This is a genomic window from Atlantibacter hermannii, assembly GCF_009907385.1.
Classification (GTDB): domain Bacteria; phylum Pseudomonadota; class Gammaproteobacteria; order Enterobacterales; family Enterobacteriaceae; genus Atlantibacter; species Atlantibacter hermannii_A.
This window is the reverse complement of sequence record NZ_JAAATR010000025.1, coordinates 1-22,498: the sequence shown is the minus strand read 5'-3', so window position 1 is coordinate 22,498 and position 22,498 is coordinate 1. Positions and strand designations below refer to the sequence as shown.

Below are 22,498 nucleotides of genomic sequence, written 5' to 3'. Positions count from 1 at the left end.
GTTATCCCTGCTGAGGTTTCAGTGCCTGCGCCCAACGCCGGGCGGAATCGTCCAGCATCGTGTAAACCGCTTCGAATGCCTCGGCGCTTTTACGATACGGATCGGGGATTTCACGCGCTTCATCCCAGTGACCAAACAGCATCACTTTGCCGCGCATCTCCGGCGCCATATCGCACAGCCGCGCGATATGGCGCTTTTCCATGGCGAGGATCAGATCGTAATCACGGCACATCGCCCCGGTGACCTGGCGGGCGCAGTGCCCCTCCAGGGAAAGCGCATGATCAGCAGCAACATGCGCGGCACGTTCATCAGCGCCTTTACCCACCAGCGCCCCAAGCCCGGCGGAAGCGACTGTTAACTCGGGCTGATAGTGTTTCAGTAGCCGCTCTGCCGTGGGGGAACGGCAAATGTTCCCCACGCACACCACAAGAATTTTGTTGAACATAACGGTTACCAGTTGTGGATATCGCTGGCCGTGTCCGTCATATAACGGACGCCACTGATGGTCGGCAGCAATTGGTTGATCAGACGGTTCCAGCGTGCGACCGGCGCGGTGGTCACGTACACCACGTCATACGGCTGGAGGCGGAATTCCGTCGCCATCACCAGCGAGGTGGCATCGGACATATCAAGCTGGTAGATATTGGCGATTTTGCCGTTCGCGCTGCCCTTGCCTTTCAGCGGACGGATCACGAAGATGCCGCTGGCGTTGGAAGTGGTGAGGTCTATGCCCTCCGCCTGGCCGAGCGCTTCGGTCAGCGTCATGCCGCTGAAGTCCATTTTGAGCGTGGACTGTTTCTTCACTTCGCCCATCACGAAGACTTTCAGATCGTCATTACGCGGTACGAACAGAATATCGCCGGGATACAGCAGGTGATTCTGGCTGAGGTCGCCGTTTTGCATCAGCGCCTGCAACGAAAGGCGCTGCTCTTTGCCGTTATGGGTCAGCACCACGTTGCGCCAGTCGGCGTTTTCGGTCAGGCCGCCTGAGGCGTTGATGGCATCCAGCACCGTCAGCGGCACGTTGGTGATCGGCTGCTGGCCCGATTTATTGACCTGCCCGGAGATGTAGGCTTTTTGCGAGCGGAACGCGGCGATATTAACGTCCACCTGCGGGTCAGCGATGTACTGCGCTAAACGGCCGGTAATATCACTACGGATTTCAGACAGGGATTTCCCCGCGACATGCACTTTACCGATATAGGGATAGAACATGGTGCCATCCGGCTGAACCCAGTTACCCGCGTCGCTGGAGCTGCGGTACTGACCGGCGGGAGTGGTAAGTTCCGGGTGATCCCAGACGGTAACGTTGAGCACGTCCCCTGGCCCAACGCGGTATTGATACTGGGCGATCTCCTGGTCAAGGGACATATTCGGCTGCGCGACAGTCGGGCGCGGGCGCAATTGCTCAACCAGTCTCGGCGTCAGCGGGTAAACGTTAACCATTTTATCCAGGTCAAAATCGGCATCCTGCTGGCGAATAACATCTTTGCCCATTGTCGACATATTACTGCCGGGTAACACCGTACACCCGCTCATTAAGGCGACCGACATTAATAATGGCATCAATTTCAATCTTGGTTTCGTCATTGATTATTTTCACTTTGGCAGAGTATTAATTCCGGTCGGATAAATAAGTGGCTTCCCAACACGCCGATAAACCATGCGCGGAATTTACAATAAAAATAATTGGAATCATTCCTAAAAGCGGACTTAATTAAACGAAGGTTTCGACAGCGTAATTAAAGCTTACCGGGGGCCTCCAGGCACGCTACCGCCCCTGGCTTCCAGCTACCAACTCACTGTAAAAACAGAATGTTAATGAAAACCCTGCGCTAACTGGAATTATCCGAATTGGCGAAAGTTATTTATTGCAGTTTGATGAAAAGGCGTAATGGCAATTAATAAAAAGGCTCCATCACCCCTGATAACCGCAAGGATTGTTACAGCTAAAATTTTGCCAGGCAAGCCTGTAAATACGCCAGAAGCTTTTTTAAGATTAATATGAAGCGCCACAAAAAGTCGTTTTTAGGATTAGCCTCACATTGACACGCCCATTATTTAATATGCCGCTTTATTTATTATTAGGAATATCCTCAGGCTTATTTCTTCGAAAGCAAATAAATAATAAAGGATCAACAATAATAAACCTGAGTAATAAAGCGCCTTATCACCACGGCGTCACGGGGGTGACGAATCACGCTTTTTCATCGGTACAGCCAGTAACAGGCTGCTGTACGCCCTTCATCAGGGGGCTTCGCATTGCATTTTTCGGCGTCATTAACCATGATCGGGTTATCTTTCATTGTTTCATTACAGGTAAACGTTTTTCTATGGAATGGATTGCCGATCCCTCGATCTGGGCGGGGTTAACCACCCTGGTCGTGCTTGAACTGGTGCTGGGTATTGATAACCTGGTGTTTATTGCCATTCTCGCGGAGAAGCTGCCGCCAGGACAACGCGACCGCGCGCGCATCACCGGCCTGATCCTCGCGATGGTGATGCGTCTGGGACTGCTGGCCTCCATCTCCTGGCTGGTAACGCTCACCCGCCCGCTGGTGGTGCTCTACGGCCACGGGTTCAGCGCCCGGGATCTGATTATGCTGTTTGGCGGGCTGTTCCTGCTGTTTAAAGCCACGGTGGAGCTCAACGAGCGGCTGGAAGGCAAAGACCATGAAAACCCCACCCAGCGGCGCGGCGCGAAATTCTGGGCGGTGGTGGCGCAAATCGTCATTCTCGACGCCATATTCTCGCTGGATTCGGTGATTACCGCCGTGGGTATGGTTGACCATTTAGGCGTAATGATGGCCGCCGTGGTGATTGCCATTTCGCTGATGCTGTTAGCCAGCAAGGCGTTGACGCGCTTTGTGAATAACCATCCCACGATTGTGATCCTGTGCCTGAGCTTCCTGTTGATGATTGGCTTCAGCCTGATTGCCGACGGTTTCGGCTTTGCCATTCCGAAGGGTTACCTGTACGCGGCGATTGGTTTTTCCATCATGATCGAAGGGCTCAACCAGCTGGCGATGTTTAACCGCCGCCGCTTCCTGTCGGCCAACATGTCGCTGCGCCAGCGCACTGCCGAAGCGGTAATGCATCTGATCAGCGGAAAACATGAGAAAGCCGAGCTGGACGCGCAAACCGCCTCGCTGGTGGCCGACGCCGCCAGTGTGCCGGTGTTTAACCGCCAGGAGCGGCTGATGATTGGCCGGGTGCTGAACCTGAACCAGCGCAGCGTCAGCAGCATTATGACCTCGCGGCATGATATCGAGCATATCGACATTAACGCTCCCGAAGAGCAGATCCGCCTGCTGCTTGACCGTAATCAGCACACCCGCGTGGTGGTCACCGCTGACGATGAAATTCTCGGCGTGGTGCATATCCTCGACCTGCTCCAGCAGTCGCTGGCGGGGAAACCGCTCGATCTGGGCGCGCTGGTGAAACAGCCGCTGGTGTTCCCGGAAACGCTACAGCTGCTGCACGCGCTGGAGCAGTTCCGCAACGCCCGCACCCACTTTGCCTTTGTGGTGGATGAGTTTGGCTCTATCGAAGGGCTGGTGACGCTCAGCGATGTGATGGAAACCATCGCCGGGAACCTGCCTAATGAGGTGGAAGAGATCGATGCCCGTCACGATATCCAGCGCAACCAGGACGGCACCTGGACCGCCAATGGCCATATGCCGCTGGAGGATCTGGTGCAGTTTGTGCCGCTGCCGCTGGATGATAAACGGGAATACCACACCATCGCCGGGCTGCTGATGGAGTACCTGCAACGGGTGCCTGCCGAGGGAGAAGAAGTCGAGGTAGGGGATTATGCGATTAAGACGCTGGAAGTGGATAATCATCGCGTCCAGAAAGTGATGATTTACGCCCGGGATCCTGCCGAGGCGTCATAACGGCGAAAGGCTGGCCTGCGCAGGCAGGCCAGCCATCAGATTAGCTGTCAATCCCTTTGCTGCGCAGGTACTCTTCGTAACCGCCGGAGAAGTCGATCACTTTCTCAGGCGTGATCTCCACCACGCGCGTCGCCAGCGAGCTGACAAACTCACGGTCGTGAGAAACGAAAATCAGCGTGCCCTGGTACATTTCCAGCGCGGCGTTCAGCGATTCGATGGATTCCATATCCAGGTGGTTAGTGGGTTCATCCATCACCAGAATGTTCGGTTTCTCCATCATCAGCTTGCCGAACAGCATCCGGCCCTTCTCACCGCCGGACAGCACCTTAGCAGGCTTCCTGATATCGTCCTGGCTGAACAGCAGACGGCCCAGAATACTGCGCACCACCTGCTCGTCGTCGCCTTCCTGCTTCCACTGGCTCATCCAGTCGAATACCGTCAGATCGTTGTCAAAGTCCGCAGCGTGGTCCTGGGCGTAATAGCCAATGCGCGCGTTTTCGGACCATTTCACGGTGCCGTGCTCCGGCTCCAGTTCACCTACCAGCGTTTTCAGCAGGGTCGATTTACCCACGCCGTTGGTGCCCAGCACCGCCAGCTTTTCCCCCACTTCCATCAGCAGGTTGAAATTCTTGAACAGCGGGCCCTGGTCGAAGCCTTTGGTGAGCGCTTCCACTTCCAGCGCGTTACGGAACAGTTTCTTGTCCTGTTCAAAACGGATGAACGGATTCTGGCGGCTGGAGGCCTTCACTTCTTCCAGCTTGATTTTGTCAATCTGACGGGCGCGCGAGGTCGCCTGGCGGGATTTAGAGGCGTTGGCGCTAAAGCGGCTGACGAAGGATTGCAGATCGGCGATCTGGGCCTTCTTCTTGGCGTTGTCCGCCAGCAGGCGTTCACGGGCCTGAGTCGCCGCCGTCATGTATTCATCATAGTTGCCCGGATACACGCGCAGTTCGCCGTAATCCAGATCCGCCATGTGGGTGCACACCATGTTCAGGAAGTGACGGTCGTGCGAAATAATGATCATGGTGCTGTTACGCTCGTTCAGCACCTGCTCCAGCCAGCGAATGGTATCGATGTCGAGGTTGTTGGTCGGTTCGTCGAGCAGCAGAATGTCCGGATCGGCGAACAGCGCCTGGGCCAGCAGCACACGCAGTTTCCAGCCCGGCGCGACTTCGCTCATCGGGCCGTAATGCTGTTCAACCGGAATACCGACGCCCAGCAGCAGTTCACCGGCGCGCGCTTCGGCGGAATAGCCGTCCATCTCGCCATACTGCACTTCCAGATCGGCCACTTTATAGCCGTCCTCTTCGCTCATTTCTGGCAGGGAATAGATGCGGTCGCGCTCCTGCTTCACTTCCCACAGCTCGCCGTGCCCCATGATCACCGTATCGAGCACCGTGAACGTTTCGAAGGCGAACTGATCCTGACGCAGCTTACCGATGCGCTCGTTAGGATCGAGAGACACATTGCCGAGGGACGGTTCCAGATCCCCGCCGAGGATCTTCATAAACGTGGATTTTCCGCTACCGTTGGCGCCAATCAGGCCGTAACGGTTGCCGCCGCCAAATTTGACGGAAATATTTTCAAACAGCGGCTTACTGCCAAACTGCATAGTGACGTTGCTGGTAACTAACACGACGATATCCTGCAAGAAATTGTGATAAACGCCGCATTATGCCATAAGTCCGAATTTAAATCGCCCCGCAACGCCCCTGCTATGCTTAGCAGGGTAAGCAAAAAAATGTGATATCATCCACATCCGATTTCCCAGCGCGCAATAATCCACCTATAATGCGCCCCGAAATCGCTAATCTACCGCCGAGTAAGGCTCGACTACACTGCACAAGATGAACATGAAATTACGCACGCTTTTAGTAGCAGCTTTCGCTGTGATCGGTTTTTGCAAAACCGCCAATGCCGTGACCTACCCTCTGCCGACTGACGGCAGCCGTGTTGTCGGGCAAAACCAGGTCATCACGATTCCGGAAGGCAACACCGAGCCGCTGGAATATTTCGCCGCGCAGTACCAGATGGGTTTTTCCAATATGACGGAAGCCAACCCGGGCGTGGACCCTTACCTGCCTAAAGGCGGCACCATTTTAAATATCCCGCAGCAGTTGATCCTGCCGGATACCCCGCACGAAGGGATTGTCATCAACAGCGCTGAAATGCGTCTGTACTACTACCCGAAAGGCTCCAGTACCGTGATCGTTCTGCCGATCGGTATCGGCCAGCTGGGTAAAGACACCCCAATCAACTGGATCACCAAAGTTGAACGTAAGAAAGCAGGCCCGACCTGGACGCCGACCGCCAAGATGCACGCTGAATACGCAGCTGCGGGCGAGCCGCTTCCGGCTGTGGTCCCGGCAGGCCCGGATAACCCGATGGGTCTGTACGCGCTGTACATCGGTCGCCTGTATGCCATCCACGGCACCAACGCCAACTTCGGCATCGGCCTGCGCGTGAGCCACGGTTGCGTGCGTCTGCGTAACGACGACATTAAATTCCTGTTCGAGAACGTGCCGGTCGGCACTCGCGTTCAGTTTATCAACGAGCCGGTGAAAGCCACCGTTGAGCCAGACGGCAGCCGTTATATTGAAGTCCACAACCCGCTGTCCACCAGCGAATCTCAGATTGAAAACAACGAAGTGGTGCCGATCACCCTGACCCAGGCGGTCCAGACGGTGACCACCCAGCCGGATTCCGATCAGAGCATCGTTGAACAGGCGCTGCAAAACCGTTCCGGTATGCCGGTACGTTTGAACTGATTCATCGGTAACGAAAAGAGCGGCTAATCAGCCGCTCTTTTTTTATCCCTGCATGAACACCACCTCCTATGGAGGTGGTTAGCAATAAGTTGGCTCTGCCAATAATGCTACTCATGGGAAAATCCGAATCTGTTATCCCCATAACTGATAAGGATTTAACCATGAGTAGATTCCAGAAAGCATCTCATGTGCTCTGGTGTTGTCAATATCATATCGTATGGACGCCCAAGTACCGATTTCGCATCCTGAGGAACAATGTAGGTAAAGAGGTCTACAGGCAGATAAGGATCTCAAGTGAACAGCTCGGGATAGAAGTGGTGGAATTGAATGTACAGCTGGATCATGTCCATCTGCTGGTAAAAGTACCGCCGCGACTTTCGATTTCGCATGTAATCGGTCACTTAAAAGGTAAAACAGCCCTCCGCTTATTTAGCAAATTCCCCTATCTAAGGAAAAACAAGCTATGGGGAAATCACTTTTGGGCACGAGGTTACTGCGTAGATACCGTAGGTATAAACGAAGAAATGATCAGGAAGTACGTGAAGTATCAGGAAAAGCATGAAATAGAAGAGAGCCAACTTTCACTAAAAGAGGTGTGAAGGGAAGGCTCTCAGAGTCTGGACTTAGTACGCCCCTATGGGGCGAAATCAATGCCACCTGCTATGCAGGTGGTTTTTTACGCCCTGCGCTAGCGCAGCAACGTGAGTAACCCCCATCCTGCCAGCATCCCCCACGCCAGCATCGGCAGCGACCAGAGGTGAAAGCGCCACCAGATGCGGCGATCGCCCGCCATCCGCAGGGCGATCAAATTCGCCAGCGATCCCGGCAACAGGCCGAACCCGCCGATATTGACCGCCCAGGCCAGCAGCATTGACGGCGGTACATAGTTCAGCAGCAGAATGGTGGACGGCACGTTGCTGATAAACTGCGACAGCCCCACGCCCAGCAAAAATAACCCGCCGGGAGCGAGCTGAGTTACGCCAGGCAGATTTTCGCGCAGCGCCGGTAGCTGGATCAGCAGATGCACATCGATAAACATCACGATAAACACCAGCAGCAGGCTCCAGTCGATGTTCACCAGCACATTGCGCGCCATCAGCAAAAAACCCGCTGCGACGACCAGCAATCCCCAGCGCTCGACGTGAAACTCCAGCGAAGCCAGAAACACCAGGTACAGCACCAGGCAGCTCCACACCAGGCGCGGCTTCCACTGATGCTGCTGTTCACGCGCCTGGTAATGCAGCGCCCTGGCCGGGAAAAAGCACCAGCACAGGATCAACAGGCTGAGCACCAGTACCGCGGCCAGCGGCAGCATTTGCCAGATAAATCCGGCAAAAGACATGCCCGAGCGCCCCCACAGCAAAATATTTTGCGGGTTGCCGATGGGGGTGAGCAGCGAACCGGCGTTTACCGCCAGCGCCTCGAAAATAATCAGCCGGGTAACCGGGATGCCGCACAGCTTTTTCAAGGTAATGGTGAGCGGCACCACGATAAACAGCGCCACATCATTGGTTAAAAAAGTGGACAGCAGCGCCGCGCCGAACACCATAAACATCGCCAGTTGACGCTCGCTGGCGAAGCCTTTCACCATGCGCCGCCCCAGCACGTCAAAATAGCCGCTGAGTTCGACGCCTTTGGTCAGCATCATTAATCCGCTCAGGGTAATGATGGTGTGCCAGTCAATCGCGTCAGGCCAGCGCGCGGGGGCAAAGGGAACAAAAAAGCTAACAATCAGGCCAATCAGTAATAAGAGGTGTAAGAAACGGTCGCGTAAAAAGGGACGGAGAAATTGCCGCAGCATTTAGTGTCCCTGGCCGTGTTGTTCGTTGAAACGCTGGAATACCCCGAGGGTCTCTTCGCTGACGTGATGTTCCATGCCTTCGGCATCGCGCCGGGCGGTATCCGGGCTGACGCCGATATTCAGCAAAAACTGCTCGACGATGTGATGCCGTTCGCGGCTCGCCTGGGCAAGTTTTTCCCCTTCCGGCGTTAAAAACACGCCGCGCCAGGGAATTTGCTCAATCAATCCGACCGTTGCCAGCCGTTTGAGCATTTTCGCCACCGTCGGCTGCGAGACGCCTAACCGCGCCGCCATATCTACCTGGCGGGCCTCCCCCACTTCCCGGATAAGATCCGAGATCAATTCGACATAATCATCAATAAGTTCACGGCGGTGGGCTTCGCGAACCTGACGAAACCCTTCAACATGTTCTTCGACATTGACCAGTTGCGTCACTTTTTTACTGTTTGGCTTACCTGCGCGACGACTCATTGTGCTTCCTCATTACTGTGGCGCGATACGGTTATCTCGATCGTAACGCTCATTGTAAACCACAGCCTCGCCAGCACAAAAAATTAACGAATTAGCCATAGCTATAGAATATAGCCTATGCTATATCTGTATGTATTCGCATCAGTGATGGATTTACCGATGTCGGAACCGAGGAGGTAGCCCATGAACGAATTCAAGAGGTGCATATCCGTGTTTAGCCACTCCCCTTTTCAGGTCCGCTTGCTGCTGGTTGATTTAATCTGTGATTATTTCAGGCGTCCGGAACCGAAAGCCCCTGCCAAATAACGGCGTCAGGCTGTTATCTGGCAGCGCCCCTTATGATGAAACTGTCATCATTTTGTAAATTTTTTTGTCTATTTTATTTCCCCCTTTGTTGCCGCTTCTGGCTTGCGCCCCGTCGCTGAGCAATTTTGTAATCCGTCTCGCAAAACAAACCGTTAGCGCCAGTTGATCTTCTTATGACAAGGCTCTATCTTCTTGCAGCCCTGCAATCAAAGCGGCTCGCAGATGCGGTCACGCCCTCTTCTATCCAGCTCCCAGGCAGGCTCTCAATACCCTTAACGCCAGGGTTCACGCATGGCGTTTTGTTGAAGTTGCGATATGAATGTAACGCTAAAAAAATCCTTAACCGCCCGTGGATTCATGCCCGATCCGTGGATGGCTTTCTACTTCCTGCAATCCTTACTGATTAATTACGCGCTGGGTTATCCGTTCAGCCTGCTGTATGCGGTGGCGTTTACCTGCGTCTTACTGCTGCTGTGGCGCGCGATGCCGGTGGGGCAAAAAGTTCTGATCGGCACCTGTTCACTGGTGGCGGCGATGTATTACCCCTTCGGCCAGGCCTATGGCGCGCCGAATTTCAACACGCTGCTGGCGATGCACTCCACCAATATGGAAGAGTCCACCGAGATCCTGACCATTTTCCCGTGGTACAGCTATCTGGTGTCGGTGTTTATTTTCGCGCTGGGCGTAGTGGCGCTGCGTCGTAAAGCCATCGCCAAAAATTCGCCCTGGCGGCATGTTGACAGCTTGTGCCTGGCGGTCAGCGTGGCGGCGGTGTTTGTTGCGCCGTTACAAAACCTCGCCTGGGGCGGCGTGTTTAAGTTAAAAGATACCGGCTACCCTGTTTTTCGCTTTGTTAAAGATGTGATAGTCAACAATCAGGAAGTGATCGACGAGCAGCAGCGTATGGCCCAGCTGTCGCAGATGAAAGACTCCTGGAACGTGCTGGCCGTTAAGCCGAAGTATCATACTTATGTGGTGGTGATTGGCGAGAGCGTACGGCGCGACGCGGTGGGTGCATTCGGCGGCCACTGGAACAACAGTCCATTCGCCAGTTCGGTTAATGGCACGCTGTTCACCGATTATATCGCCGCCAGCGGGTCTACTCAGAAATCCCTCGGATTGACGTTAAACCGCGTGGTGGATGGCAAACCGCAGTTTCAGGATAACTTTGTTACCCTGGCCAACCGTGCCGGCTTTCAGACCTGGTGGTTTTCCAATCAGGGGCAAATCGGCGAATACGATACCGCTATCGCCAGCATCGCTAAACGCGCTGATGAAGTGCAGTTCCTGAAAAGCGGTGATTTTGAAGCGGATAAAAACACTCGCGATGAAGCGCTGCTGAAGATGACCGCCCAGGTGCTGGAAACTGAACGCACACAGCCGCAGCTGATTGTGCTGCATCTGATGGGCTCGCATCCGCAGGCCTGTGATCGGACGCAGGGAAAATACGCCGATTTCGTACAGTCGAAAGAGACCTCGTGCTATCTCTATACCGTGACCCAAACCGATGCGTTGCTGAAACAGCTTTATGGCCAGCTCCAGAACAGCGGCCAGAGCTTCTCAATGGTCTATTTTTCCGATCACGGGCTGGCGTTTAAGGAGCGCGGCAAAGAGGTGCAATATCTGGCTCACGATGACCAGTTCCAGCAAAATTTCCAGGTGCCGTTTATGGTGCTGTCCAGCGATGATAAAGCGCATCGGGTGATTAAAGCGCGCCGCAGCGCTAACGATTTCCTGACATTTTTCTCCCAGTGGACGGGGATAAAAACCAAAGAAATCTCCAGCCGCTACCGGTTCCTGTCAGACCAGAAGGCCGGGCCGGTCTACATCACCAATTTCAAGCTCAGTAAGGTCGATTACGATCATCTGGGCAGCGATGTATTTGAAACCCGCGCCCGCTAACCGTTTACAGCAGGCAAAAAAAATCCGCCCATCAGGCGGATTTTTTATTATCACCGAAGTGATTAGAAGCGGTAACCCACGCCAGCGATCCAGGTGCCGACGTCAACGTTACGGATGCGGCTCTGCTCGTAGGAAACGTCCAGTGCAACGTTTTCCATCGGGTTGAACTGCATACCCGCGCCGTAGGAGAAACCGTAATCGCTGGTGTTGTTGTCAGCGGTGGTGTAGTTACGATCCTGGTATTTGCCGTAGCCAACACCTACAACGCCGTAGATGCTCGCCCAGTCGTTCAGACGGTAAGCCGGACCTGCGGTGATGCCGTAGTACTGGCCTTTACGGTATGCATCGCTGTCGGAACGGTCTTTTTCGGTGTAGGTAAAGGAACCGATGTAGCCCAGCGGGGTGTCATTTTCATAACGATATTTCAGGTTGAAGCCGTTAGCTTTGTTCATTACGCCCTGATAATCGCTCTGAGCATAACCACCGGTCACGGTGCTGGTTGCGGCGCTAGCTGTACCAACGGAAACGGCCAGAACACAAGCCAGTGCTGAAAGACATGCAATTTTTTTCATAACCACCTCAAATGTGCTTCAAGTAAAACTAAAGTATTAAATATACCAAAAACTGATGGGAAACTCTTTGCGATTCAGGCTGTCTAAGCGGGCCGACATGTAACGGAACGTTTCCGACATCCTTTATCTCACTAATAAAACAATTAGTTAACGAAACCGATTCATTATGGGCCCCAACGAATCTTTCAGACATCCAGATAATTCTTAAAACATTCTGTAGCTTTTCTCATCACTTTCCCTACATTCTAGGGCCTGGCGCGCCGTTTTTTTTCAACAAAGCCTCAACCATTACGCATTATTTACATTACACTGCCAGCTTTACTGATAGCTGACACAAATTGACAGGTGCAGGATGCCAACGTTGCCCCGTAAAACGCCCATCTGGGTTCCGATTGTTACCCTCCTTATCGCCATGATTTCCATTCAGAGCGGCGCTTCCCTGGCTAAAACGCTTTTTCCGCTGGTCGGCGCACCGGGCGTGACTGCGCTGCGCCTGGCGTTGGGAACGCTGATCCTGGTGATTATCTTTAAGCCCTGGCGGCTGCGCTTTTCCCGTGAACAGCGCATTCCGCTATTGATGTACGGCCTGGCGCTGGGCGGCATGAACTACCTGTTTTACCTGTCTATTCGCACCGTTCCGCTGGGTATTGCCGTTGCGCTGGAGTTCACCGGCCCGCTGGCGCTGGCGCTGTTTTCTTCACGCCGCGCCGTGGATTTCATCTGGGTGATCCTGGCGGTGTTGGGGATGTGGTTTTTGCTGCCTCTCGGACAGGACGTAACGCATGTCGATCCGCTCGGCGCAGCCTGCGCACTGGGCGCGGGGGCCTGCTGGGCGTTATATATTGTGACCGGCCAGCGCGCCGGGGCCGATCACGGCCCGGCGACGGTTGCGCTGGGTTCATTGATCGCCGCGATTGTTTTTGTGCCCATTGGCGCCTGGCAAGCGGGCGAGGCGCTCTGGCACTGGTCATTGCTTCCATTAGGGATTGGGGTCGCTATCCTGTCTACCGCCCTTCCCTACTCTCTGGAAATGGTGGCGCTGACCCGCCTGCCTACCCGCACCTTTGGCACGTTAATGAGTATGGAACCGGCGCTGGCCGCGTTTTCCGGGATGATTTTCCTCGGTGAAACCCTGACCGGGACACAGTTTCTGGCGCTGTGCTCGATCGTGATCGCCTCGATTGGCTCCACGCTGACCATCAGGCGTGAGCCGCAGATAAAAAGCGTCGATATAAATTAAGGGCTATTATTCCGCATCGTTAAAACAGGTTGCGGAATAATCTTAGTTTTTTGTGAGGATTATTGCTCCCGCCGTTCTGGTTGCGATTGAGAATAATTACCCGGCGACTACATAGTTATTTACGTCTAATTTGAAAATTGCCCCCACAAACATAAAAGATTGATTTTATTGCAATAATGCTGCGCAACGCGTCTCTCGCTATTTAACCGATAGGTATATTCAAAACAGCAGACTTAAAACCCGGTGCTATACTTATTCCCGGTAATTCAATTGGGACATAACATCAAGAGGATATGAGATTATGAGTACCGCTAAATTGGTTAAAACAAAAACTTCTAATCTGCTATATACCCGCAACGATGTGGCAGATAGCGATAAGAAAGCGACTATTGAGTTGCTGAACCGCCAGTTAGTCCAGTTCATCGACCTGTCTTTGATCACCAAACAGGCACACTGGAACATGCGCGGCGCAAACTTTATCGGCGTTCATGAAATGCTTGATGGCTTCCGCACAGCGCTTACCGATCACCTTGATACCATTGCAGAACGTGCTGTCCAACTCGGCGGCGTTGCGCTGGGCACCACCCAGGTTATCAACAGCAAAACGGCCCTGAAAAGCTATCCGCTGGACATCCACAGCGTACAGGATCACCTGAAAGAGCTGGCCGACCGTTACGCCGTGGTCGCTAACGATGTGCGTAAAGCCATCGAAGAAGCGAAAGACGAAGATACCGCAGATATCTTTACTGCCGCCTCCCGCGACCTGGATAAATTCCTGTGGTTCATTGAATCCAACATCGAATAAGCCAGACGTTTTTCTTATTTCACCCCCTCCCTCGCGAGGGGGTTTTGCACTCTTTTGGAGCATCCCTTTTACTTCCCTTCCCTTCCCCTGAGGCGAAACGTTATTTTTTTGTAATAATCCCCTCACACAATCGTTAATGAAAGATTGTTTTCTGGCCATTTTGACCGCTTAATAGGGCGTCTCAACCTGACATCCTGTGACCGCACCAATTTGGAGCACCAAAATGGTGCATTAAGGGCAAATTGCTCCGTAACGTGTGCAAGCCGCCTTTTTCAACTCCATTTAAATCAGCAGGTTGTAATGTTGGCATGAATTTTTCATACTAAGGCTGTCTCGCTGGGGATCGTCCCGTGGATTTAAAAAAGGAAAAGCTATGAAGTCGATTTTGAAAGTGTCACTTGCTGCACTTACCCTGGCTTTCGCCGTCTCTTCTCAGGCTGCTGATAAAAAATTGGTCGTGGCGACCGATACCGCATTCGTTCCCTTTGAATTCAAGCAAGGCGATAAGTATGTGGGCTTTGACGTAGATCTGTGGGCTGCCGTTGCGAAAGAACTGAAGCTGGATTACGAACTGAAGCCGATGGATTTCAGCGGCATCATCCCGGCACTGCAAACCAAAAACGTCGACCTGGCGCTGGCTGGCATCACGATCACTGACGAGCGCAAAAAAGCGATCGACTTCTCCGATGGCTACTACAAAAGCGGCCTGCTGGTGATGGTCAAAGCCAACAACAACGACGTGAAAAGCGTGAAAGATCTGGACGGTAAAGTGTTAGCCGTGAAGAGCGGTACTGGTTCTGTAGATTACGCGAAAGCGAACATCAAAACCAAAGACCTGCGCCAGTTCCCGAACATCGACAACGCGTACATGGAACTCGGCACTAACCGCGCTGACGCGGTGCTGCACGATACGCCAAATATTCTGTACTTCATCAAAACCGCGGGCAACGGCCAGTTCAAAGCGGTAGGTGACTCCCTGGAAGCACAGCAGTACGGCATTGCGTTCCCGAAAGGCAGCGACGAACTGCGTGATAAAGTGAACGGCGCGCTGAAAACCCTGCGCGACAACGGCACTTATAACGAAATTTATAAAAAATGGTTCGGTACTGAACCAAAATAATAATACGCAGACTGAATAACAGCGCCGAACCGTCGGCGCGACTCTGAGGGGCGGCCATTCGCCCCTCTCATTTTGAACCACGGTACAACAGGATATCATCATGCAGTTTGACTGGAGCGCCATCTGGCCCGCCATTCCCCTCCTGATTGAAGGCGCCAAAATGACCTTGTGGATTTCGATCCTCGGTCTGGTCGGCGGCCTGATTATCGGCCTGGTTGCAGGCTTTGCCCGCACGTACGGCGGCTGGATCGCCAACCACATCGCCCTGGTATTTATCGAAGTGATTCGCGGCACGCCGATTGTGGTGCAGGTGATGTTTATCTACTTCGCCCTGCCCATGGCGTTTACCGACCTGCGCATCGACCCGTTCAGCGCGTCGGTGGTGACCATCATGATCAACTCCGGCGCCTATATCGCCGAAATCACCCGCGGCGCGGTGCTGTCTATCCATAAAGGATTCAAGGAAGCAGGCCTGGCGCTGGGGCTGTCGCGTCGCGAAACCATTCGCCACGTGATTTTACCGCTGGCGCTGCGCCGTATGCTGCCGCCGCTCGGCAACCAGTGGATTATCAGCATCAAAGATACCTCGCTGTTTATTGTTATCGGCGTCGCCGAATTAACCCGCCAGGGCCAGGAAATCATCGCCGGCAACTTCCGCGCGCTGGAAATCTGGAGCGCCGTTGCGGTGTTTTATCTGATCATCACCCTCGTGTTGAGTTTCGTACTGCGTCGTCTTGAAAGAAGGATGAAAATCCTGTGATTGAATTTAAAAACGTTTCCAAGCACTTTGGCGCAACCCAGGTGCTGCACAATATCGATTTGAACATTACCCAGGGCGAAGTGGTGGTGATTATCGGGCCGTCCGGCTCCGGGAAATCCACGCTGCTGCGCTGCATTAACAAACTGGAAGAGATCACCAGCGGCGATTTGATTGTCGACGGGCTGAAGGTCAACGACCCGAAAGTCGATGAGCGCCTGATCCGCCAGGAAGCGGGCATGGTGTTCCAGCAGTTTTATCTGTTCCCTCACCTCACGGCCCTTGAGAACGTGATGTTCGGCCCGCTGCGGGTGCGGGGCGCGTCGAAAGCGGAAGCGGAAAAACTGGCTCAGTCGCTGCTGGCGAAAGTGGGGCTGGCGGAACGCGCCCATCACTATCCTTCTGAGCTGTCTGGCGGCCAGCAGCAGCGTGTAGCCATTGCCCGCGCGCTGGCAGTCAAGCCGAAAATGATGCTGTTTGATGAGCCGACCTCAGCGCTCGACCCCGAACTGCGCCACGAAGTCTTAAAAGTAATGCAGGATCTGGCGGAAGAAGGCATGACGATGGTGATCGTGACCCACGAAATCGGCTTCGCCGAAAAAGTGGCGTCGCGGCTGATCTTTATCGATAAAGGCCGGATTGCTGAAGACGGCAATCCGCAAACGCTGATCGAGAACCCACCCAGCCAACGTTTGCAGGAATTTTTGCAGCACGTCTCCTGATACTAACCCCCTCATACGAGGGGGTTTTTTATTGCCCCCGGATTAATCCCCATTTCCCGCCAGGCCCGCACCGGAAACTATACTTAGGTTTTTTGTGTCACTTTCTCAATCCGGAGGAGCCTGTGTCGCGAATTCTTTTGCTGATGCTGATGTTGGTATGCGCCCCATTGCAGGCCGTTTCGCTGCCCGCTGCCGCGGTGGGTGCGGCGGCAACCACGGAAAATAAAACCGACACGCCGCCTCCCGAACCCGATCTGGCAGAGAAAAAAGCCGCCTACGGTGCGCTGGCCGATGTGCTGGATAATGAACAGTCGCGCGCCGAGCTTATCGACCAGCTGCGGCAGGTTGCCGCCACGCCGCCGCCGGAGCCCGTTCCCACACTGACCCCGCCGCCGATTGAAGAAGAAAAAACCGTTCTGGAAAATGTCACCGACATCACCCGCCATTACGGCGGCGAACTGGCGTCGCGTTTCGCCCAGCTGCATCGCAATATCACCAGCGCGCCGCACAAGGCCTTCAATCAGCAAACGTTTATTAACGCTTTTACCCACTTTATCGGGCTGGCGATGGCGGTATTCGCGTTTTACTGGCTGGTAAGGATGGCTGCGAGCCCGCTGTACCGCAAAATGGGCGCGTGGGGGCGGCGCAGAAATCACGACCGCAGCAGTTGGTTCCATCTGCCGCTGATGATTATCGGTGCCTTTATTATCGACCTGGCGCTGCTGTCGCTCACCCTGTTCGTCGGGCAAATTCTTAGCGATATGATGAACGCGGGCAACCGCACCATCGCGCGTCAGCAGGGCTTGTTTCTTAATGCCTTCGCGCTGATTGAATTCTTTAAGGCCATCCTGCGACTGATTTTCTGCCCACGCTTTCCTCAGTTGCGCCCCTTCAATATTAACGATGAGAGCGCCCGCTACTGGAGCTTGCGGCTCAGCGCGCTGAGCAGCCTGATTGGCTACGGTCTGCTTGTCGCCGTGCCGATTATCTCGAACCAGATCAACGTCCAGGCGGGGGCGCTGGCTAACGTGGCGATCATGCTCACCATCACCGTCTGGGCGCTGGTGCTGATTTTCAAAAATAAGCGTCGGATCCAGGAGGATTTAATTCATCTTGCCAACCGCTCGCTGGCGTTTTTTAGCCTGTTTATCCGCGCCTTCGCGCTGGTATGGCACTGGATCGCCAGCGCCTACTTTATTGTGCTGATGTTTTTCTCCCTGTTCGATCCGGGCAACAGTCTGAAGTTCATGATGAGCGCGACGCTAAAAAGCCTGGCGATCATCAGCGTGGCGGCGTTTGTTTCCGGGATGCTGTCGCGCTGGATCGCTAAACGCATCACGCTTTCACCCGAGGTGCAGCGTAATTATCCGGAACTGCAAAAACGCATCAACGGCTGGCTTTCCGCTTCACTGAAACTGGCGCGGATCCTGACGGTGGTTGTGGCAATGCTGTTGCTGCTCAACGCCTGGGGGCTGTTTGACATGTGGCAATGGCTGACCCAGGGGCCGGGCGAAAAAACCGTGGATATTCTGATCCGCATTTTGCTGATCCTGTTCTTCTCCGCCGTTGGCTGGACCCTTCTGGCCAGCCTGATCGAAAACCGCCTGTCTTCGGATATTCATGGCCGCCCCATGCCCAGCGCCCGTACCCGCACCTTGCTGACGCTGTTCCGTAACGCTCTGGCGGTGGTGATCAGTACCATCACCATTATGATTGTGCTGTCGGAAATCGGCGTGAACATTGCCCCGCTATTGGCGGGCGCGGGCGCGCTGGGGCTGGCGGTGTCATTCGGTTCGCAAACGCTGGTCAAGGATATTATCACCGGGATCTTTATCCAGTTTGAGAACGGGATGAATACCGGCGATTTAGTGACCATCGGGCCGATTACCGGCACGGTGGAACGGATGTCGATTCGCTCGGTTGGCGTGCGCCAGGATACCGGCGCGTACCATATTATCCCGTGGTCATCGATTACCACCTTCGCTAACTTTGTGCGTGGAATTGGTTCGTTTGTCGCTAACTATGATGTCGATCGTGGCGAGGATGCGGATAAGGCTAACCGTGCTCTGCGCGATGCGGTGGATGAGGTCCTGCAAAACGACGATATTCGTCCGCTGGTAATAGGTCAGCCGTCGTTTGCCGGAATCGTCGGCCTGACCAATACCGCCTTTACTATTCGCGTCACCTTCACCACTCAACCGCTGAAGCAGTGGACGGTGCGGTTTGCGCTCGACAGTATGGTGAAAAAGCACTTTGATAAAGCAGGGATCCGGCCACCGGTGCAAACCGTCCAGGTGATGCAGCCGGGGCCGGATGCGGCGATGATTAACAGCGAGGCGGCGGCAGGCAGCGCATTGCCGCCTGCCAACCCTACGGTGTAATCAGCGAGCAGCGGACGATGCCCGGCGGGAGCGTTGGGCATCGTTGTGGAAAGTCCAGGCGATAAAGCGGCTCTGCTTCTGGCCCTGCGCCATTTCCACCTTCACCACTTTTTCGACGCCCGCCTGTTGCAGCACGCGATACAGCCCCGGTAGATTGTCCCCTTTCGAGACCAGCGTGGTAAACCACATTACCTGGCGGGCAAAGGCTTTGCTTTCCTCAATCAGCGTGGTGATAAACGCCACTTCCCCGCCCTCGCACCACAGCTCCTGCTGCTGCCCGCCAAAGTTGAGCTGCGCGTTGTCATTCAGCCCCAGGTTGCGGCGTTTGCGCTCGCTGCTGGCGGCGGCGGCGGCCTGGGAATCATGAAACGGCGGATTGCAGAGTGTGGCGTCGTAAAACTCATTCTTATGAATGATGCCGTTGAGGATCGCCCCGGGCGTTTTCTGACGGCGCAGGCGAATCGCTTTATTGAGCCCCGGGTTGGCAAGAATAATCGCATTGGCGCTTTTTAACGCCTCGTCATTCACTTCGCTGCCGGTAAAACGCCAGCCGTATTCATGGTGACCAATCAGCGGATAAATACAGTTCGCGCCGACGCCGATATCCAGCACTGTGGCGTTACGCGGGATCTGACCCTCATTGCTTTGCGCCAGCAGGTCGGCCAGGTGATGGATATAATCGGCGCGCCCCGGCACCGGCGGGCAAAGAAAACCGTCCGGAATATCCCAGTTTTTGACCTGGTAATGGTGGGCCAACAGCGCCCGGTTAAGGGCTTTAACCGCCAGCGGATCGGCAAAATCGATTGTCGGCTCCCCGGCAGGCGAGCGGCGCACAAACGCCGTCAGTTCAGGGCTGGCCTGTTGCAGAGCGGTAAAGTCATAGCGGTTTTGGTGGCGGTTGCGCGGGTGCAGGCCGGGTTTGGTAGTCATCGATTTTCTCCCTGGTGGGCGCGTACAATACCCGCTCGCTGACGCAGGGTAAATATCACCATGCTATTTTCCCGCTCAGGGTGGTGAAAATCGTGGAGTCGGGGCATAACCCCCATGTCAATGTTCAAAAAATGCCCTGTTCGCCAGCAAAAAATGCACATTTACGGTGCGTTTCACCAGGCATGGCGAGATGAATGAAAATTAATCTATAAATTCAATGAATTAAATTTCATTTTACTGTCATGCTTCGTCAAGATATGTTGTTCAAAAAATAAGCACAAGACCGTCAATTTTTTGCGTTGTGTCACATAATTAGCCTCCTACACTTAAAAAGCTGAATCACTAAATCAGCGCTGTGACACTCCAGAGGATGTAATTATGAAAAAATTGCTCGCGTTATCTACCGCCCTTGCCCTTTCTTCTTTCGCCTTTGTGACGCACGCTGCGCCTGTCATGCTGGACAGTAGCTCAAATCAACTCCGCCCCGCCGGTACCGTTTCGGTAAGCGGCGCCCGCGACCTCAGCGATCTGGAAGACAAACTGGCCGAAAAAGCGCGTGAAGAGGGCGCGAAAGGGTACATCGTTAATTCCGCCAGCGGTGATAACACCATGTTTGGTACCGCCACCATCTACAAATAACGCGTCACTCAGTCGGCGATGTCGGCTGCTTTCTTCTCTCCATGACGTTCAGTCAGCCCTGAAATCTCCACCCGTACTGCAGATTTCAGGGTAACCCCTTACTCAGAAGCCCGCGCGACGCAGCGGGCTTTTTTTATACAACCGCGCAAGCGATTGCTATTCAGCGCACCAATATTTGAAACGATGTTGGCAATAAATGCCCTCTTGAGGATTGAGGGTCGAACTGGTTGATGAAACAGCAAATCTCTGAGAGATATGGCTTATAAATCAGTGGATTATCGAATGTTCAAATTTTTAGAACGACGCCGTCAATTTGTTTAGATTTTCTCTCTCGCAAAAAACCGTGATACTTATCACATCGACGGAACAACGTCACATTTACAGAATAACCTACGAGGAATACCTGATGAAAACCACTAAATATGCTGCCGCCGCTCTGATTCTTTCAACTTTATCTTTCGGTGCTTTCGCTGCGCAATCCATCAACCCGGCTGATACCCACGGTTTAGACAAAATCGGCGTAGTCTCCGCTGACGGTGCAACCACGCTGGATGGTCTGGAAGCGAAACTGGCTGCTAAAGCAGCCGCCGCTGGCGCAACCAGCTACGCCATCACCTCTGCAAACACCAACAATAAAATCAGCGGTACTGCGACCCTCTACAAATAATTCAGGTTCGCCAACACATTACCCTCACATTTAGACTCTGCTGTTACCCTTGTTTGCCCGTCCGGCCCTGGACGGGCTTTTTTTTAATCAATAAACGCGATCTTAAGCGCAAACAGCAGCGCCACCACCACCACGCATAAATTCAACTCACGCCAGCGACCGGTAAACACCTTCATCACGCAATAGCTCATAAAGCCCAGGGCGATCCCTTCGGTAATTGAGAAGCTGAACGGCATCATCACCGTGGTAATAAAGGTGGGCACCGATTCCGTGAAGTCATTCCAGTCGACCCGCGCCAGGCTTGCTGTCATTAACACGCCAACAAAAATCAGCGCCCCGGCGGTGGCGTAACCCGGCACCATTTCCGCCAGCGGCGAAAAGAACATCACCAGTAAAAACAGCGCGCCGACCACCACGGCGGTCAAACCGGTTCTGCCGCCCACCGCCACGCCTGAGGTGCTTTCGATATAGGCCGTCACCGACGACGTACCGATGAACGCCCCGGCGACCGAACTTAAGCTATCGACGTACAGCGCCTTATTCATATTGGGGAATTTTCCCTCGCGGTCGATTAATCCCGCTTTATCGGTAACGCCAATTAACGTTCCTGAGGAATCGAACAGGTTAATTAACATAAACGAGAAAATAATCCCCGCCAGATCGAGCGATAACGCGCCGGATAAATCCACCTGCCCCATGACGCTCATTACGCTGGGCGGCGCGGAATAAATGCCGGTAAAATGGACATCGCCAAAAAACAGCCCGCAAAGCGAAGTTATAACAATAGACACTAATACCGCAGCGTGAAACTGGCGCGAAGAGAGCACGGCAATAATAAAAAAACCTAATACGCCCAGTAACACGCCGTGAGAACTTAAATCGCCAATCGTGACCAGGGTGTCTTTATTAGCGACAATCACGCCGGCATTTTTTAATCCCATCATCGCGATGAATAACCCGATCCCGCTGGTAATACCGATACGTAAACTGATGGGAATATTGGCAATCATCCAGTAGCGGATGCGAAACAGGGTCAGTAAAAACAGCCCGACCGCGCCCCAAAATATCGCCCCCATCCCCACCTGCCAGCTCACGCCAATGGCGCCCACAACCACAAAGGCAAAGAAAGCGTTTAACCCCATTGCCGGTGCCAGCGCCACCGGAAGGTTAGCGACGAGCCCCATGGCGATACTGCCGACCCCGGCAATCAGACAGGTGGTCACGAATACCACTTTGGTATCCATTTGCGCCGCGCCCAGAATTTGCGGGTTAACAAACACGATATAAACCATGGTCAGAAAGGTGGTAAATCCGGCAATGATTTCAGTACGCGCCGTGGTGCCGTGTTGGTTGAATTTAAAAAAACTCGCCAGCCCACCGGATTCGGCGGGCTTAATGTCATCCAGCGTATTATTCATTTTTTATATCCCAAAAAGAGCATGGATTAGCGTTGATATTTACAACGATGCGCTTATTTGTAATCCATTCGTCGCTGTTTATTCAGTGATAGTAATCACACCC

General features: G+C 53.8%; 22 protein-coding genes. 13 read left to right on the top strand and 9 right to left on the bottom strand.

Annotated features, from left to right (window positions below):
• Nucleotide 1: 1 nt before the first annotated feature.
• The 3 genes from wzb to GV764_RS07665 form a co-directional block, all read right to left on the bottom strand.
• Entirely contained in the window at nucleotides 2-445 is a 444-nt protein-coding gene (gene wzb / locus GV764_RS07675) for a low molecular weight protein-tyrosine-phosphatase Wzb (protein WP_161659636.1), read from the bottom strand.
• A 5-nt stretch (nucleotides 446-450) separates the two neighbouring features.
• Entirely contained in the window at nucleotides 451-1,590 is a 1,140-nt protein-coding gene (locus GV764_RS07670) for a polysaccharide export protein (RefSeq protein WP_161659635.1), read from the bottom strand.
• Nucleotides 1,591-1,845: 255 nt separating this feature from the next.
• Entirely contained in the window at nucleotides 1,846-2,016 is a 171-nt protein-coding gene (locus tag GV764_RS07665; RefSeq protein WP_161659634.1) for a hypothetical protein, read from the bottom strand.
• A gap of 317 nt (nucleotides 2,017-2,333) precedes the next feature.
• Between GV764_RS07665 and GV764_RS07660 the strand changes: the two genes are divergently transcribed.
• The gene (locus GV764_RS07660) at nucleotides 2,334-3,896 is read left to right on the top strand and encodes a TerC family protein (protein WP_161659633.1); all 1,563 of its coding nucleotides are present in this window, start codon (nucleotides 2,334-2,336) and stop codon (nucleotides 3,894-3,896) included.
• Nucleotides 3,897-3,936: 40 nt separating this feature from the next.
• Here GV764_RS07660 and GV764_RS07655 read toward each other — a convergent pair whose 3' ends face one another.
• Nucleotides 3,937-5,532 carry an ABC-F family ATPase gene (locus GV764_RS07655; protein ID WP_161659632.1) on the bottom strand — a complete coding sequence of 532 codons (1,596 nt, stop codon included), beginning with the start codon at nucleotides 5,530-5,532 and terminating at the stop codon, nucleotides 3,937-3,939.
• Nucleotides 5,533-5,743: 211 nt separating this feature from the next.
• Between GV764_RS07655 and ldtB the strand changes: the two genes are divergently transcribed.
• Nucleotides 5,744-6,664, top strand: a complete 921-nt coding sequence (gene ldtB, locus GV764_RS07650; RefSeq protein WP_161659631.1) for a L,D-transpeptidase — start codon at nucleotides 5,744-5,746, stop codon at nucleotides 6,662-6,664.
• 161 nt (nucleotides 6,665-6,825) lie between these two features.
• Nucleotides 6,826-7,263 (top strand): IS200/IS605 family transposase, encoded by a 438-nt coding sequence (gene tnpA / locus GV764_RS07645; protein ID WP_161659630.1) that lies wholly within the window; start codon nucleotides 6,826-6,828, stop codon nucleotides 7,261-7,263.
• A gap of 89 nt (nucleotides 7,264-7,352) precedes the next feature.
• Here tnpA and GV764_RS07640 read toward each other — a convergent pair whose 3' ends face one another.
• A complete protein-coding gene (locus tag GV764_RS07640) occupies nucleotides 7,353-8,465 on the bottom strand; it encodes an SLC13 family permease (RefSeq protein WP_161659629.1) in 1,113 nt (370 codons plus the stop codon).
• Nucleotides 8,466-8,936, bottom strand: coding sequence for a manganese-binding transcriptional regulator MntR (gene mntR, locus GV764_RS07635; RefSeq protein WP_161659628.1), 471 nt, complete (start codon nucleotides 8,934-8,936; stop codon nucleotides 8,466-8,468).
• A gap of 183 nt (nucleotides 8,937-9,119) precedes the next feature.
• Here mntR and mntS point away from each other — a divergent pair, with 183 nt between their 5' ends.
• Together mntS and GV764_RS07625 are read left to right on the top strand one after the other, a co-directional pair.
• Complete coding sequence (mntS, locus tag GV764_RS07630; RefSeq protein WP_161659627.1) at nucleotides 9,120-9,242, top strand: manganase accumulation protein MntS; 123 nt, start codon at nucleotides 9,120-9,122, stop codon at nucleotides 9,240-9,242.
• Between the two features lie 315 nt (nucleotides 9,243-9,557).
• Nucleotides 9,558-11,144, top strand: coding sequence for a phosphoethanolamine transferase (locus GV764_RS07625; protein ID WP_161659626.1), 1,587 nt, complete (start codon nucleotides 9,558-9,560; stop codon nucleotides 11,142-11,144).
• A 62-nt stretch (nucleotides 11,145-11,206) separates the two neighbouring features.
• Here GV764_RS07625 and ompX read toward each other — a convergent pair whose 3' ends face one another.
• Nucleotides 11,207-11,716, bottom strand: coding sequence for an outer membrane protein OmpX (gene ompX, locus GV764_RS07620; RefSeq protein ID WP_125292432.1), 510 nt, complete (start codon nucleotides 11,714-11,716; stop codon nucleotides 11,207-11,209).
• Nucleotides 11,717-12,068: 352 nt separating this feature from the next.
• On the opposite strand from ompX, the gene rhtA reads away from it, so the two are divergent.
• The 6 genes from rhtA to ybiO all read left to right on the top strand — a co-directional run bounded on the left by rhtA (nucleotide 12,069) and on the right by ybiO (nucleotide 18,741).
• Nucleotides 12,069-12,956 carry a threonine/homoserine exporter RhtA gene (rhtA, locus tag GV764_RS07615; protein ID WP_161659625.1) on the top strand — a complete coding sequence of 296 codons (888 nt, stop codon included), beginning with the start codon at nucleotides 12,069-12,071 and terminating at the stop codon, nucleotides 12,954-12,956.
• A gap of 301 nt (nucleotides 12,957-13,257) precedes the next feature.
• Nucleotides 13,258-13,761 carry a DNA starvation/stationary phase protection protein Dps gene (gene dps / locus GV764_RS07610; protein ID WP_125292434.1) on the top strand — a complete coding sequence of 168 codons (504 nt, stop codon included), beginning with the start codon at nucleotides 13,258-13,260 and terminating at the stop codon, nucleotides 13,759-13,761.
• 373 nt (nucleotides 13,762-14,134) lie between these two features.
• Nucleotides 14,135-14,881, top strand: a complete 747-nt coding sequence (gene glnH / locus GV764_RS07605; protein ID WP_161659624.1) for a glutamine ABC transporter substrate-binding protein GlnH — start codon at nucleotides 14,135-14,137, stop codon at nucleotides 14,879-14,881.
• Between the two features lie 100 nt (nucleotides 14,882-14,981).
• The gene (gene glnP, locus GV764_RS07600) at nucleotides 14,982-15,641 is read left to right on the top strand and encodes a glutamine ABC transporter permease GlnP (RefSeq protein ID WP_161659623.1); all 660 of its coding nucleotides are present in this window, start codon (nucleotides 14,982-14,984) and stop codon (nucleotides 15,639-15,641) included.
• On the top strand, nucleotides 15,638-16,360 hold the full coding sequence (glnQ, locus tag GV764_RS07595) for a glutamine ABC transporter ATP-binding protein GlnQ (protein ID WP_002434736.1): 723 nt from the start codon (nucleotides 15,638-15,640) through the stop codon (nucleotides 16,358-16,360). Before glnP ends, glnQ begins: the two co-directional genes overlap by 4 nt.
• 122 nt (nucleotides 16,361-16,482) lie before the next feature.
• Complete coding sequence (ybiO, locus tag GV764_RS07590; protein ID WP_161659622.1) at nucleotides 16,483-18,741, top strand: mechanosensitive channel protein; 2,259 nt, start codon at nucleotides 16,483-16,485, stop codon at nucleotides 18,739-18,741.
• Here ybiO and rlmF read toward each other — a convergent pair whose 3' ends face one another.
• Nucleotides 18,742-19,671, bottom strand: coding sequence for a 23S rRNA (adenine(1618)-N(6))-methyltransferase RlmF (gene rlmF, locus GV764_RS07585; RefSeq protein WP_161659621.1), 930 nt, complete (start codon nucleotides 19,669-19,671; stop codon nucleotides 18,742-18,744).
• Between the two features lie 378 nt (nucleotides 19,672-20,049).
• Here rlmF and mcbA point away from each other — a divergent pair, with 378 nt between their 5' ends.
• Together mcbA and ybiJ are read left to right on the top strand one after the other, a co-directional pair.
• Nucleotides 20,050-20,310 carry a DUF1471 family periplasmic protein McbA gene (gene mcbA, locus GV764_RS07580; protein ID WP_161659620.1) on the top strand — a complete coding sequence of 87 codons (261 nt, stop codon included), beginning with the start codon at nucleotides 20,050-20,052 and terminating at the stop codon, nucleotides 20,308-20,310.
• 406 nt (nucleotides 20,311-20,716) lie between these two features.
• Nucleotides 20,717-20,977, top strand: a complete 261-nt coding sequence (ybiJ, locus tag GV764_RS07575; RefSeq protein ID WP_161659619.1) for a DUF1471 family protein YbiJ — start codon at nucleotides 20,717-20,719, stop codon at nucleotides 20,975-20,977.
• A gap of 83 nt (nucleotides 20,978-21,060) precedes the next feature.
• On the opposite strand, the gene GV764_RS07570 is transcribed toward ybiJ, so the two are convergent.
• Complete coding sequence (locus GV764_RS07570) at nucleotides 21,061-22,395, bottom strand: NCS2 family permease (protein WP_161659618.1); 1,335 nt, start codon at nucleotides 22,393-22,395, stop codon at nucleotides 21,061-21,063.
• Between the last annotated feature and the right edge of the window lie 103 nt (nucleotides 22,396-22,498).